Consider the following 16653-nt stretch of genomic DNA (forward strand, 5'->3'; position numbering starts at 1 on the left):
TCATTCGGCCACCGCTGGGCCGTCACCCGAGCGCTCTCGGCGCGCCGCGTCGATGACCCGGATCATCGACTCCCGCAACGCTTCCAGCTGGGCATCGTCGAGCTGGAAGGCAAGCTCGTCGCGCACAGCACGACCGCGCAGATCGGGATCGCTCAGCAGGGTCCGGAGCGCGGCAACGACAGCCGTCGCTCGCTCGGCAAGGGGCATGCCGTAGGCCGCGGTAAGACGAGCGGCCGCCTCGGCCGGGATCGGATGCCGCGTGCGCAGCGGGAAGTAAGGGTGTACCGGCGTGTCATTCGAAACCACCGGGTCGTCCTGGTAACCGGGATCGACGACCCCGCGCAACGCGAGCCGGATCGCCTCCCACTTGCGGCTCACGGCGTCCTGCCCTGCCGCCTCGGTGTGCAGCCAGCGATACAACTGATCCAAATAGTATTCGCTCCAGTTCCACTCGTCCGGAGTCCACGCCTGCCGTTCACCGGCAGTATCCGGCGCGCTGTACCCGAGCCGACTTGCCCAGCGATCCAACTCGCCCGTCTCGACCAGACGGTATAGCCGGTCCGCGGTGAGTGCGGCCTGTTGGTGGTTGAAGTCCGTCGGCTTCGCGAACGCCTGGCGATCCTTCGGCACCGCGAAGTCGGGGCCGAACTGCACCCGCGCGACGGTGGCCAGCACCCCCGAGCGTGTGTCGCCGACCTGGCGGAATATCCGGCGCGGGTGCCCGGCAGCATCCAAACTGACCGATCCGTCGATGTCCCGCACATCCTCGAACTGGCCGTGGCGCGATTCCTGGAAGAAAAGCAGCCAGCGATGGCCCTTGTTCATATGGAACACCAGGTTCTCCAGATAGACCGTCGGCATGCCGAGGAGGGCCTGTACCTCCAAAGCCCCACTCTCGGTGGCGATCTGGGCAACATCGCGCTCGATGAGCAGTTGCTGGAAGACCAGCCCTTGCTCACCAGGGCCCAGCGCGGTGCCGCCGTTTCGGGCCTTGTCCCAGAACTTCACCATCGTTTCGGTATCGACACCGTCCAGCAGGCCATCGGCGGCCCAAGCCTCGCGCAGCCCCGGTCGATTATGGAAGATATCGTCGCCGATCAGCACGATGTGCCGTTCGGGGTCGACCGTACGGGTCAGCTCGATGAGCTGGCGCAGTACACCGGGCTGGGTATCGAGACCGTTGCGGTTGGCGGTCGGATTGGTGCGCTGGTCGCGAACCCACAGCAGGGTGATCTTCTCGGCAGACACGCCCAGACGCGCGGCGGCCGCGTCCAGCCGGTCGATCACATCCCGCGCACGCTGCCACCGCATCTCGGCGCGAGCACCGGTACCCGACATCCCCCGCACTATCGCCGCTCTGGCCGCTCCGGGATCGTTGCGGATCGCGCCGAGAGCCCGGATGTGAGCGCGCGTGTGCTGGATAGGAACCGTATTTCCCAGGAGCCTGTCGTCACCGCACGCGAGCCGGACGCGATGCGGCTCGATGCCGTACTCGTTGATGATGTGATCCCGCATTTTCAGCGCGTCGACAAGCGGTTTGGCGTGCAGGTCGAGTAGACCTCGGACCAGGTCACCGGTGGTGAGGTCGCCGACCGGCACACCCTTGACGATGAACCACAACGCGACAGCGTCGGCTTGCTCTCGGGTCATGCCGTCGGGCAGCGCGCCGATATAGGAAACCGGAATCGCCTGGGCCTCTTTGACGAACGCGGAATACTCCCACCCCGGCTTGTATCCGACCTCGATGGTCGTCGCCGGATCGGCGAGCGCCGCGCCACAGTGGATGAACAGCTCACCGGACTCATAGGAGTAGAACCGGAGGTTCTTGGTGTCCCAGTCGCTCACCGCGGAAGGTTCGTCGGCGCTGTCCGGCAGCAGACCATCACGGATCGCCGCGAGCTTGTCCGCCAGCGTCGGCAGCGAGGGATCGTTCATCACCCGGTCGACGATCGACACCACACTGCCTTCGGCGTCCGCACCGCCGGATAGCCGGTCCCACTGCGGGATTCGATCCGGCTCGGCGAATACGGTCGATGGCAGGTCTGTCCCGGGAGTGGGGATCAACCTCACTTGCGCCGGGTTGATCGCCCCCGGCTCGGCGGGCACACCCTCGATCGGCGGTACGACGGGAACCCCGGTCTGTTCCGATGACCGTTGATCGAGCGTGCCTGCCGGGGGCGTTTGCCGCTGGACCCAGGTCAAGACGAGGTGATCCCAGTCGGCATTGGGCTGATCGGAATTCAGCAACGGGTTCAGGAACTTCTCCAGCAGCGGCAACGCACCGTTCAGGTTCGAGAAGGGCAAGCCGGGCGCAGACTCGGCGAACTGCGCGAACTGTCTGGCCCAGGCCGGATTCGGATTCGAGAACTGCTTGGGCAGGAACAGTTTCTCACCCAACCCGCGCCGCAGCTCCCACTCCTCGCGCAGCATCGCATGCGCCCGCGGCCCGTCCCACGACGTATTCAATGCGACCATCGCCGAATCGAACAGGTCGTTGCATCGCTTTGGCAGCTCGCCGGCTTCCCGGTCATAGGTGTATATGCCCGTGACCTTCTGCTTCAGCATCTCGTCCACGGTCAGCATCCGAACGGTCTGCGGGTCACCGACCCCCTCGAACCTGAACAGCGGCCGAGCCGGGAACGGATATTCCTCGCCCACCCAGTGCGTCATCTCGGTCGAAAAACCATTGATCTCACGGTTGAGAACGAGATCTGTGCTCAGTGTCATCACCTCTCCCGTGCCCAGGTACACGCGATGCCAGACACGGACGCCGCGTCCGCCCCCGATCGTCCGATGGCCTTCCCATACAAATCGCAGATGGTCTCCGTGGTCGCGCTGCAGCGCGGCGTTGTAGTCGGCCTCCATTTGCGCCACGTCACCGGCGGTTCTGCCGACGAGATCCAGGGCCTTGGTGGCACGCCCGCCCGGGAATCGCGCCTGGAAAGACGCGCCACCTCTGAGAATCCACGCGTCCGGGTCCGCGGCGAACACGCGAACTACGGCGCGCTGCAGAACGAAATGAGTGATCTCGGCCAGCGGGGTCGTTCCGTTGGCCCGTGCGGCCGCCGCGGCACGCTCAGTCAAGGCAGCATCGAACTCCGCAGCGGTATAGACCGCACCGAGCACTTCATGAACCGCCATGGAACCTAGAGCTTGCGTGGCAGGAACCCGCGGCGGACCGCGCGGTGCGTCGGACGACTCTTCTTCCCGCCCAGGGCGGCCGATATTGCCGACCGGCTGAGCCGCCGGGTCCGAGGCATGCAAGTTGTTGGGGCGCAACGGCTGTCGATCCGCACCGAACGCGATGCCCGAAATCTTGGTGATGCGCAACGCCGGACCGCCGGGACGCACCGCCGGCGACAGCGAGCCCGGGCGGTACACCCGCCACGCTCCGCCGTTCACGTTGGCGTCACTCACCATGACGACCCCGCCACGGTTGGCCATCAGATACATATGCGCGCCGACACCGTATGCGTCGACAGCATGATGATCGACAACGAATACCGAGTTCAACGGGTCTTTCGGATCAGCGAGCCTGGCCGCGATCGCATCATGGGAGTCGAAGACCTCCAAACGGCCACCCGCGTAGGACTCCGCCGCCGCACCGGTGCGGCCCGCCAGACCGGGCGAATCATCCGGCACGTCCAACAGAAGACCGAGATCGTCTCGACCCCGCCGCAGCGACCGGTCGACGCAGTCGGCGATCGGACGCTCGGTGAGGTCGTGCAGCGCGGCGGCACGTTGTCCCTCAACGTCTTTCGGGGCCAGCCCGAAGGTGCGCTGGAGGAAGTTGGGGTTCGGGTGAACCGGGCGATGCGGGGCGGCGGGAACCTCGGCGCCGTGACCGGTGCCGATCATGCCGAAATACTTCAGGGCCTCGGGCGACCGGCCGGTGTCGGGATCGAAGTAGTCGAAGTAGGCGCCGTGCGCCGGGAGGGCGCGGCCGAACGAGCCGATAGCCGGGGTCTGCGCGTCGATGCGTTTGGCACCGAATGCCGCGATCGCCGGGTTCACGCCGAGGCCGCGGTTGAAGAAGCGGCCGTCACGGCCCGGTTCCAGCGCACCGAGCGCGGTCACCGGGTCGAAGGAAAGCATTGCGACATAGACGTTTTCGGCGCCGATGCCGAAGTCGGACGCGTGCTGGGCCGGTCCGGCGCCCGGCGAGCCGACCAGGGTGATGGTGCTGACCTCCTGCGCCAACCGGCCCGCCGCCGCGGCGTAGCACGTGGTGGTGGAGCCGTAGCTGTGCCCGAACAGGTGGATCTTCGGCGCACTGGCGCCGCGCCGGGCGACCCGTCCGGCGTAGTACGCGCGCACATCGCGGGCGAGCAGCCGCCCGCCCGTCGCGGCGAGCCGCGCATTGCTGGTCTCCGGCCAGATCTTCTTGCCGCTCGGCGCGTCGTACCCGATCCACGCGATCGAGGCCACGGTGGTCGCCGAATCCGCCTGTGCCATCGACTCGTACAGGTCGCGCGCCATCTGGAGCCGCTTCGTCAGCTTCTCCGCGGTCGTGGTGATACCCGGCACGGTCAGCGCGACATTCTCGGCGGTGTCGACATCGCCGACCGCGACGACGCAGCGCCCCTCGCCGCCGAAGGCGAGCGAATCGTAAGAGAGCAAATGCACCGGGGGCGTTGCGATTCCGGGACGAACCGCGGACGAACGGGACAGTCCCTCCATCACCGACAGCACATTTCGCAGCTGCTGGCGATCCTCCGGCGTCACATCGCTCGGCCGGAACAGCGCGGCGAGCCATGGCCGCTGCGGCCGCTTCGCGAGCAGCGTCAGCCAGTCCCGCCGCAGTTGCAGCCGGTTCGCCATATCGCGGACGAATGCCGGGATGCCGTCGGCATTGCCGATCTCGAACGGATGCGCGTGCACCAGCGCGGACTGGGTGCGGCTGAGTTCACCGGGCGCAGTGTCGTTGTCGCGCAGAGAGTCCCACCAGGCGGCATTGGCGGTCGCTAATCTGCGGGCGTTCGCGACATCCTGTGCGGTGTGCCCGGGATGCAGCAGGTCCTGCGCCCGGGTTCCGGGACCGCGCCGCTCGAGCGCCGCTCGCAACAGCTCCGAATCCGTCGGGCCGGTGGACGTTTCGGCCGATCGCGGATGGGTGCCGTCGCGGAACCGGAGCATGGTGTCACGCTGTGGATCGACCGGGCGGCGGCGCAGGCCTTCCTCCGGCCGCACGCGGGGCGAAACCCGTTGCACCGCATGGCCGTTACCGCTGCCGATGCGGCCGATATTGGCCAGCGACTGGGTCGGCGTCCTGCTGTGCTCGTCGAGGAACCAGTAGTACTGGCTGTTCACCTGCGCGGTGGCGGCGAACCGCGGATTGTCGTAACCCATTGCCTTGAGCGACATCCGGGACAGCGCGGTCTTCCTGGTCGCCGCGGCGCCTTCGACCGGGAATTCGGCGGCGATCCGGACCGCGCCGAATTCGTCCAGTGTCACATCCACGCCGAGGTCGCGCCGGAAGATCCGGCCCGCCTCGCGCGAAGAGACCGCCACATAGACGTTTTCGACGCCGATACCGTATTCGCTCGCATGCCGCACCGAGCCGGAGCCAGGCGCGGAAAGCATTGTGATCGAGCCGATCTCGCCGACCAACCGCCCGGCCGCCGCCGACTCACTCACCGTGGTGGCACCGTAGCGGTGACCGAACAGATGATTCGTCGGCCGCGTAGCCCGAGCGGCGTTGAACGCCACGACATCCTGTGCCAGCCGCAGACCGCCCGCCACTACCCTCCGCAGTCCCGCCGCCCGATCCCGGCCGCCCGGGGCGTCGTAGCCGAGCCAAGCGATATGGGCCGCGGCCACACCGGAGTCGGTGCGCACCGTCATCTCGTACGCGTTGCGGACCAACTTCAGCTTGTCGCCCAGCGTCGCCAGCGTTGTGCCCGCACCGAACGCATGCCAGGACACATGTTCGGCGGTGTCGACATCGCCGAAGGCGACCGCCGCACGCCCCTTGCCGCCGAATGCCATTGCCTCATAGGACAATACGTGCACCACAGGGGCTGCTACGTCCGGATGCACGGCCCTGGCCAACCGGTTCGCCCGCACCAGCGCCTGCTGGGTGGCCACCAGATTACCGAGGTGCGTGCGCTCCTCCGGAGTCAGCTGACCACCGGCGAGCAGCTGTTTCAGCAGACCGGGCGCGTTCCGCGCGCCGAGGCGTTCGATGTACACGTCCAGATCGCGGCGGATGGCCAGCCGGTTCGCCACATCACGCACCGGGGCGGGAATACCGTCCGCATTGCCGATGAATTCGGGATCCGTGACCACCAGCGCCCGCCGCCGCTCATGGCTGAGACCGCGCCACCAGTCCGCGTTCGCGCGAGCGTGCTCGCGCGCCGAACCGAGCGGATCCACCTCGTCGGCCGGGCGCAGCAGCGCCGACGGCTCGGCGCGGCTACCGTGCCGTGCGCGCAGCGCGTTCGCGGCCGAATCCCGGTCGTCCTGGGTGATCTCGATGTCGTGCGGTAAACCTGTTCGCGGATCCAGTTGGCGTACAAGGTCTTCCAACCACTGCTCGGGCGGCCCACGCGGCGCGTCGGGCGAAATGCCGTGCTGCTCGGGGCGACCGATATTGCCCTCGGGATGCGCCGCCGGATCAGGGGCATGCGAATGGTTGGGGCGCAACGGCTGTCGATCCGCACCGAACGCGATGCCCGAGATCTTGGCGGTCCGCAACGTGGCCGTGCCGATTCGCGTCTGCGCCGCCGCCCCGCGACGGTACGGCCGCCACGCTCCCCCGTCGATATTCGAATCGCTCACCATGACCACCCCGCCACGGATGGCCATCAGATACATGTGCGCACCGATGCCGTCCGCGTCCACCGCATGGTGATCGACGACGAATACCGAGGTCAACGGGTCTTGCGGATCCAGCAGCCGGTCCGCGATCCCGTCGTGCGAGTCGAAAAGCTCCAGGCGGCCACCGGCGTAGAACTCGGCCTGCGCACCCGATCGGCCAGCCAGGCCGGGTTCGTCGTCGGGTACGTCGACAGGGAGGCCGAGTTCGTCGCGGCCCACCCGCAGTGAGTGGTCGACACAATCGGCGGTCCTGGGCACCTGCGGTAGGAAATCCTCCGGGATGAAGTCCGGCACCGCGACATCGCTTATGACGTCGTCGAGTTCGGCGGCGCGCTCGGCCGCCGGATCGGCCGGCCGCGCGATCCGGCGGAATTCGATCGGTGTGGGGTCCTCCGCGCCGGGACGGTATTCCTCGAACTGGACCAGATCTATTCGGCCGGAGGCGATCCGGGCGAAGTTCGCCAATGCCTCGGTGGGCAAGCCGGTGCGCGGATCGAAGCCGAAGTAGGCGTCGCGGATCGCGGACGTGGTCCCGAGGCCCGGCCACGCGTTGAATTCGGCGCGGATTCGGCGGCCGCCGAAATGCCTTGTCGCCGGGTCGATTCCGGTGCCGTGACCGAGGAACCGGCCCGGCCGGCCCGGCAGGTCGGCACCGAGCCATGTCTCCGGATCGCGCGATGAGCTTGCGATATAGACATTTTCGGCGCCGATGCCCAGCTCGCCGGCCCGCTCGATCGGCAGACCCGTCGAGGACACCAGGACGATGGTGTCGACCTCGTCGTGCAAGTGCCTGCCGGACCAGGCCGCGACGGTGATCAACGAGCCGCGTCCGTCACGGGCGAAGACGTGCACCGCGGGCGGCTCGGTGCGGCCGCGCAACCGGTCGAGGTGCATGCGAGTGGCGTTGTGCGCGCGCATTTCTCGCGCGAGCAGCGCACCGTCCGCGGCGGTCGATTCGCCGCGGCCCAACCACGCGAAGACCGCGGGCGCCTGTTCGGTGTCGGCGGCAAGCCCGCACAGATTGACGGCGGCCGTCAGGTTTCCACGGACCCTTTGTTGGGTCCAGTCGTGGACGTCGGTGTACACCGGTCGCGCTTCATGCCCGGCGACAAGCACCGAAACCGATTGCGCGACTTCCGGATCGCCGACGACGGCGACGATTCGAGGCGCACCCGCCAGCCCCGTGGGCTCATATGTCAGCAGGCCGATCACGGGGCTCAGCGGCATTTCCTGTGCCGACCAGTCCGCTTCGGCAAGTCCTTCCTGGGCGCCGTGCAGGGCGCGCAAGAGGAGGCGTTCGTGCGCATCGAGTTCGGATTCGTGCGCACGCAGCGCGGCCAGATCGCGGTCGAGCATCGTGCGATTCACCCGGTCGCGCAGCTCGGTCGGCAGGTTGTCGGCATTGCCGACCTCGCGCGGGTAAGCCAGCTCCAGCGCGGTCTGCTCGGTCGCCGACAGTCCGTCCCACCAGAGCCGGATCCGGGCGGCCCTGGCTGACGGGTCGATCTCCTGATCGCCGAGCAGCAGGTCCTGCGCCGACGCGTCCGGTCCCAGTTTCACCAATGCCCGGTGCGCGATTTCGCGTTCCGCCGCAGTCGCGGCCGATTCGGCCAAAAATCGCGGCTCGGGGTGCGGTGCCGGCGATTCCTGCTGTGGCGCAGGTCTTTCCAGTCCGGCCGCGATCCGTCCGACGCGCATGAGTTCGTCCTGCGGATTTCTGGTGTCGGCATCAACGAATCCGTAGCCGCGGCTCTCGTCCACCACATGCGCCGTTTCGACCAGGCCCGACAGCCCGTGCGCGATCGCCGATTCCATCGCTGCGGCATCGGAATCGAAAACGTGCAGCACCGGACGGCCGCGGCTCGAATCGCCGAATTGGATGCGGCGCGTCTCGCGCAGCACCGCGATATCGTCGACCAACCGTCGCGCCGCGTGCTCCGGGTCGCCGGTCGCCAACCAGGCGATCGCGGCCACGTCGACATCCGTGCCCGGGCCGGTCTCACGCATTTCGATGCGCGCGGTCACCTCGTATTGCGCGAGCGCGCGCGTGACCGCGTCACCGAGTGCGTCCGGAGCCTCGGCCGCATCCGCGATTCGTGTGGGGTGCACCGAAACCGAGGTCGCGGTGCCGACCGGCCCGATCCCGACCTGGGCCCGCAGGCCGGACTCGGTCCGCTCCAGCGAGAGCAGCAGCACCGAAACCGGCTGCCGCACATCGGGATGCAGCTCGGCCACCGCATGCTCGGCCTTGGCCAGACCGTCATCGATCATGCCCAGGTCGAGTAGCAGCTCGGCCTCCGCCGGGCCGAGTTCCTCGGGATCGATCGAAAGCAGCCGCGCCAGTTCGCTTTCCAGCCATTGCCGGTTCGCCTTGTCACGGGAGCCGACCGTGAGCGACGTAGCACTGCCGACCTCGTACGGGAAGGCACGCTCCAGCGCCGTTCGGATACGGCCGCTGAGGCCGCGCCACCATACCCAGGTGCGCTGGGCGTCGGCCGGATCGGTGCGCAGCAGCAGCCGCGCCGCCAGCTTCGGTTGCCCCGCATCGATGGCCGCGGCCGCCTCCGGAGCCAACGAGCGCAATGCCTCGACGGCACTGGTCAGTTCGGGGGAAGCAGTCTGGTCGCCGTCTGGCTCGCGAGCCGCGGCGGCGGCCGCCTTGGCGTGCTCGACGACCAGGTCGTACAACCGGCGCTCGACATCGGTCGCAAGGTAGTTGCGGTCGGTGCGCACGGCGTGGAACGAGCGAACAAGCGCCTGGTGCACGAGGAAGCCGTCCGACGCATCGAAGCAGCTCGCGCCGAACTCGTTGTGCAACCACTGGTTGAATTCCGAATCCACCAGCGGGCCAACGTTTTCGGTGTAGAACCCGCGCAGCACGTCCATCGCGTCACGCTCGGCGCGGCCCTGCCCTTTCGCGACCATCGCAGCGCCGATCGCGCGCACGGTGTCCTCGAAGAGTTTGCCGGCTGGGAGCTTGGCATCGGTGGCCGCGTTCTCGCTCAAGACGATTTGCACCGAGCCGTCGGCTACCTCGGCCCGTACGGATTCCGTCCCGGATTCGACGGCGACGGCGGATACGCCCGCCTCGGGATGCTGGATGCCGAGGATTCGGATCGCCCGGCGGAATTCGGCGAGGTTGCGTGCGAGCAGTCCGGGGCGGTCGAATCCGGTTACCGCCAAGCCGGAATCCCTGAGCCACTGGGTGGTTTCCTCGATGGTGGGATGCGGCGGACGCTCGTCATCGGACGTCGGTATTGGCGGCTTCTCCGCTGGGGCGAGTTCGTTGGCCTGCGGCCCGGTCCAGGACACCTCAGGGGCCCCGATGCCGGGCTCGTCCTGGAACAGTCGCGAATACTCGTCGCCGTCAAGGTATTCCCGTTCTTCCTCGGGACGTCCCAATTGGCGCAGGTGATAGTAAAGCGCCCGCTGGCCGATAGTCGCCGCGCCGCCATAGTGGAGCACCGCGGACGCCGCCTCCACGAATGCCGTCCGCCCATCCAAACCGCGTGCCGGATCCGGCTTTCCGGCATCATCCGGCGCGAAACTGGCCTCGGACAGCTGGATTCGCAGCCACTCCTGGAACTCGTCGACATCGACCGGACCCGGATGACTCCCGCCATATGCGCGTAGCAGCACCTCCATCGCTTCGGCGGCGGCGAATTCCGCGGGAGTCACTCCCGCGCCGGAATCCACGGAAACGGATTGTTCGAATCCGGTCGCGAGGTACACGCCGTGCATCAGTGCCCAAACCACGGTGCTGTAGGCGGGATGTCCGGCGATGCCGACACGGAATCCGCTCAGCTCGTCATCGAACGAATACCGCTCGTACAGCCGCCGGTTCCGGAACAACCGCTCCGACAGGACGATTTCGCGCACCGACCCATTACGACCCGGCCGGGCCTCGGCGTACTCCTCTTCCGGATACACAGGCGCGATCCTGATCACACGGATATCGATCTCCGGGTGCCGGGCGCGAACGGCCCTGATGGCCGCCTTGATCTCCTGCGCCGTTTCCACGTCGACGTCGGGCAGATCCAGCCCGTACACATCGATACCGAATTCCTGTTTGATCTCCTCCGCGATATCGAGCCGGGCCCGCACGTGCTCGGGATTTTCGTCGACGACCTGATACGGATCGGCCAGTCCCCACGTCCCGGCCTCGAATACGAGTACGTCCCAAAGGATCTGCTCGCCATCCGTGATGGACGCCGGATCGGTCTGCGAGCGGACGAACGATTCCTCCAGCGCCTTGCGCACATCCAATTCGTCGGAGTCGGTGAAACATTCGGAGCCGAACTGCTCGTGCAACCAGTCGCCGAAACCGGCCATACCGCCGTGCCCGGCCGCATAACGCGCGGACAGTGCGTCCAACGCACCGATCTCCGCACTCCACCGTCCCTCGTACACCAGCGCGCTCGCGTACGCGCGAACGACGGCCTCGTACACCCGCTCCGGATGCAGCCATGCCTCGCTGGTCAGCGCCGCGTCCAAGATGAACGACCTGGTGTACACCGGGAGCCCGACGGCGGGGCGGTTCCGCTCCATCGACCGATCGAAGAACCCGAGCACCGCCTCGGCATCCGGCGCGTGCTCGTTGCCCGCCATGAGCCGCATGTGATTCAGGTGGATCGGGAAGGCCGACAGCAGATAATCCATCGTCTGCGCGAACACCCGGACACCCTCGAGATCACCGAGTTCCAGGTCGTACACCTCGACACCGTGCCGCTCGGACAGCGCCCGGCCCAGATCCTCGACATTGTCGTATGACCAAGCGTTCCAACTATTTTCGTCCGCAGGACCCTGCCAGGCCGGTATCCAGTCGCCGCCCGGTGGCTGCTCGGAGCCAGAGCGCGACCCGATGCGGCTGCTCGGCCGGTCACCGGCGTGCCGCGACGGTTCCGCGCCGTTCAACGGACGCTCGGCCTGGCCGTCGGCCTTGAATACGATGCCGTACACGCCCTTTACGTCGGCGGGCTGCACGCCCCAGACGTACGGGTAGTCGAGTACCGCGCCATCGACCTTCTCGTGCACCCGCACCTCATCGGTGCTCGTCCGGTACAACACGAACGCGTGCGCGCCGACGCCTTCGGCATCCGCGGTACCGAATTCCACCGCGCCGATGATGGTTTCGCCGGTGTCGCGCACCCGGTCGGCCATCGCGTCCAGCGACGGGCGGCCGCTTTCATCGGTGAAACCGCCGGGATGCCAATCCGCACCCGCCGCCCTGGCGAGCTCATCGGCGTCCACCCCGCGCGCGGCGACCTCCACATTGTCGGCGATCAGCCGAATATCCGGATTTCCGGTTACCAGCCTGGTGAACGAGAGCGATTCGGGTGCACAGTTTTTGGGACCGTCTCCGGCGACATGCGCCGCCACGGCACGCCCATCCGGCCGTTCGGCGTCCCGCATGGGCCGGACGACCGCACCGTCACCGGATGCCGCGACCGGCGCGGTCCGCCTCGACGGCAGCAGTCGCCGGGTATCAGGCTCCAGCCGAGTTCCCGGACCGACCCGCGGCACCGGAGTGCCCAGCCCGACAAGGAATTTGGCGATCAACCGCTTGGCACGATTGCCCAACCGCTCGACGTCGGCCTTGGGCATACCCAATGCCGCGGCCACCATTGCGAGTGTTTGTCCTTCGACGAATCGCCGCTCCGCGATCCTGCGATCCTTGTCCGGCAGATCGAGCCGCACGATGGCGTACTTCACCTGAGATCTGTCCGCCTGTTCGACCACCGCGGTCATCTCGCGGGCGGTCATGACGCGGGCGCGCTTCACCGCGGCACTCACCGGCGCGGCCGAGCGCGGCCGTTCGGGTCGGGTATCCGACTTCGCCTGCACATGCGACCGTTTTGTGTCGGCGAGCAACTCGGCCACTTTTCGGATCGCGGTGCGCTGACGCTCCCGCACCACCGGCTCGGATACCCGGAGTACCCGCGCCGCCTCGGTTACGGACCGGTGTGGCCGACTCATGAACCGCAGCCGCATGATTCGGCGCTCGTACTGGTCCAGCGTTCCGAGCGCGTGCTGGATATCCGCCACGTCGGCCGTGGCCAATGCCCGGATGCGCGGGTCGGAATCGTCGACTCGCAGTTCCGTGCGCAGAGTCCGCAGCATGGATTCGCGGTCGAGTTCGATGCCCGGACGAGATGGATGCCGCTCAGAAGTGAGTTCCGTACCGGCTGAACGTTGCCGAACGGCCGGATGACTTCCGTCTCGGGTTCCGGTGGCGAGCTTCGTAGCGGATCCGCTTGCCGCGGAAGGTGGTTCGGGAGCGTCCTCGTGCGAGACCACGACGGCGGTCAGGATGTGGTCGCCGTCGATGGTGAAGCGGCCGCGCATCGCGGTTACCACGTCGCCGAATGCCGTTGCACGGCCGCGGGGTTCGACTCGGAAGGTGCCGTTGTCGATATCGAAGACGATCCGGCCGTCGGTGAAGTTGAGCTTCGATTCGCCGGTGAGCCCGTACCAAGCCTTGAAGACGCTTTCCTTGGCGGAGAACAACACTCGGTCCCAGTGCACGCCGTCGCCGCGTTCGGCGGCCGTGGCCAGCCAGATCACTTCCTCGGGAACGACGACATACTTGCGTTCCCGCTCCGGCAGCGGCTCGTTCTCTTCGACGTCGATGCCGATCGCGCGGGTCCGCGTCGCGTCGGCGGCGACCGCGGCATAGTAATCGCCCTTGTGGGTGATGCTGCCGACGACGCCTTCCGGCCACAGCGGTTTGGATCGCTGGCCCGGAATTCGCGTCGGCTCCCGCAGGATCGGGCCAACCGCGACGCCGAGCAGGCGCAGCGCCGAATGTGCCGCGCGACGGCCGTTGACGACCTCGAGCAGCCTGCGGGGATCCGGGACACCGTCCCCGAGCAGTGCCGCGCGCTCCTGCGGCAGCAGTGCGGCCGGATCATCCGACACGTCCGACCCGGTGATCACCGTGCCGCGGATCCAGGGTTCCCGGAACAAACTGTCCATCGGGTCCGGTCGATCGGTGACGGGCAGATCGATTTCGGCGGACGCCTCAGTCACCACAGATTCGGGCGCGACGGCGCCGTACGAACCGGCCCGCGCCCAGGAACCGTGTTGCTCGACGGATTCAGCTGTCGCCCTTGCCGGTTCGGTCCCGGCAACATCGGCCGGTCGCTCGGCTCCGGCATCGGGTGTCTGGTCCGCGTGCGGGACGATGACGGCGGTCAGGATGCGATCGCCCTCGATGCGGAAGCGCCCTTGCATCGCGGTCAGCAGGGCGCCCTTACCCGATTTCGCGATGTATCCGCGTGGTTCGACGGAGAAAGTCCCGTTCTCGACATCGAGGATCACGTGTGCGTCCTTGAAGCCGGGCTTGCTGTCGCCGGTCAGGGTGTACCACGCCTTGTAAACGCTTTCCTTGGCGGAGAACAGAACTTTCTCCCAGTGCGCGCCGTCGGTGCGCTGCGCCAACCACTCGAGTTCTTCCGGGACCCCGACCGATGTTTCGAATGCGCCCTCCTTCATCGGCGCGTTGCTCTCGGTGTCGATGCCGATCGCCCGCACCCAGGCCGCGACGGTTGCGGCCGCGGCGTAGTAACCCCGCTTGTGGGTGATGGCGGCGACGACCCCGTCCGGCAATATCGGCGGACGGTACGGCCCCCTCGGCAGAACCGGGAACCCGGTGGTACCGAGCAGGCGCAGCGCGGCGCGAATCGCCCTGCGGCCGTTGATGATCTCCAAGACCCGGCCGCGCGCGATCATGGTCCTTTCGTCGAGCATTGCCGCGCGTTCCTCGGGCATCAGCGCGGCTGGATCATCGGTGACGTCGTCGCCGGTGATCTCGGCGACATGCAGGTCGGGTTCGGGCAGCAAACGGCCGAGCATGCCACCGTCCGGAGACAGCGCGGTGTCGTTGTCGGGTGTGGCTGAACCCGGTTGGTCGACAGCCGGATTCGGCCGGTTGGCCCTGGCCGAGTCGTCGAGGCTCGGATCGTCGGCGTAGACCATGCCGGGATCGAATCGACGCCCGCGCGTGGCGGCATTGCCGCGCGCCTTGCCCGAGGGCAGGTCGAGCGCCTCGGCCATATCGACCGGCTGTCGCGGCGTTCCGCCGCGGGAGACGGCACTGACCGGGGCGGACGTATCCGATTCGAGCGAGACCGAATTCTGTTGGACAGCAACGTTATCCAGCGCGGCCGCGCCGGCCCTATCGGACTCGAGCAGCTCGGTCAGCTCGATGAGCCGTCGAACCTCCGGCGCACCCGTCTCGACGGCTACGCGGCGCAATTCGGCGAGCCAGTCCGTGTCATCGGCGGGTGGGGGCAGCCGATCCAGCCCTTCGGCGGCGAGTAGGTGGTCCAGTTGACGGTGCATGTCTTCCTGACGCCGCAGCAACTCCTGCGCGGCCGCATCGTCCCAACCCGATTCGAGCGACCGCGCCTGCGCGATCTGGCTGTCGTAGTCGCGCACCATTTCCGCGCCGATCCAGCGCACGATGCCCGGCAGCCGACCCGCCTCGATCGCCCGTCGCCAGCCCGCCTCGTCCAGGAGCCGCAAACCGGACTGCACGATGCCGATCCCCTGGCGCACCACATACCAGCGCAGTCGCACGATCGCCGGATCGATGCCGACCAGAGCGGCCAGCTCCGCGTATGCCGCATCCCTTGCGGCCGGATCGAGGACGACGCCCGGGGGCGCATCAACCGAAACATCCTGGGGCGCATCGGGAGTGTAGTTCTCGTCGAATTCGAAGGAGACCACCTTGCGCTCGGGGTAGTCGGCGAATCCGGCGTCACCGTCGTCGAGCGGGAACCAGGTGGAGCGGTGGGCGCGCGCCCGGAGCAGGGCGATGCCGTGCTCGCTGTCCGGATCCGATTCGGACGGCAGTTCGGGGCTTCTGTCGAACACCTCGACGACGAGCAGCCGGTCGGGTTGTGTCCCGCTGATCGCGATGGCCACCAACCCGTCGTCACGGGTGTGCCGCCGAACGTTATCGATCAATGCCGTGACCAGCAGCCCCGCATCGCGAATCTGCGTGCCGCCCAGGTCTGCCCAGTCGTCGGCCAGCGCACGCAGTTGTCCGCGCACATAGCCGTCGATCTCCGGGTGGTCGTGCCGCAGCGGTATTTCCAGGCCGAGTTCTCGTGCGTTCGGTTCACCGGACACATCCAGCGTGATCGTCAGCCCGTCGGATGCGGTGATGGTGACACGGACCCGGTCGCGGGCCACCTGCGCTACCACCGCGGACGTGTTCTCGTCGCGCAGTAGCGCGTTGACGAGGAGCGCATCGACCGTTTCCGCCACATCGCCGCACCGGAGAGCACGCAACTGCTCGCGCACCTCGGCCCGGATCGGCGCGACCTCGGGTTCGGCGGCCTCCTGCCGGTCGGCGTCGGGTTCCTGCTCGACAGCGGATTCTGCTGTCCTGCTGTGGTATTCGGTGACATCGCGAACAAGATCGCTTGCGGCCAGATAGCGCTCGGCCGCATCGATGAACCGCTGCGTCTCGGGTGGACGGACCGACGAGTCGGCTACCGTCTGCCTCTCGCGCAGCAGTTCCTGCGCGACACGGACCGGGGAAAGTTCATCGGGACGCAGTCCGCGCAGATCGGTTACCTCCGCACCCGCCTCGTCCCGCACCTGTTCGATCAGGCGGAATGCTGGTGAATCAGGTTGCAGCACAGCGGGATCGGATCCGACTGCGGCGATGCGCTCGGCCAGCTCCGGCAGCGGCACGGGTCGACGCGGAGCTTCGAACCAGGTTGTCTTGCCACCGGCCCGCTCCAGCGTGACACCCCACGCCGTGGCCGTCGCCTCCAGCAGACCGACGCCGCGTCCGTGGGTGCCCACTTCCAGCGAGCCCGA

General features: G+C 67.6%; 1 protein-coding gene (cut by a window edge). It reads right to left on the minus strand.

The genetic code is table 11. The features are described 5' to 3' along the window. Positions 1-16653 carry the 3' portion of an alpha/beta hydrolase gene (locus tag LGY53_RS29115; RefSeq protein WP_225729893.1) on the minus strand. Its footprint extends 33972 nt past the window's final position, so only the last 16653 of its 50625 coding nucleotides appear in the window; the start codon falls outside the window, past its right edge; its stop codon occupies positions 1-3.

This window comes from Nocardia sp. JCM 34519.1, assembly GCF_020361265.1.
Classification (GTDB): Bacteria; Actinomycetota; Actinomycetes; order Mycobacteriales; family Mycobacteriaceae; genus Nocardia; species Nocardia arthritidis_A.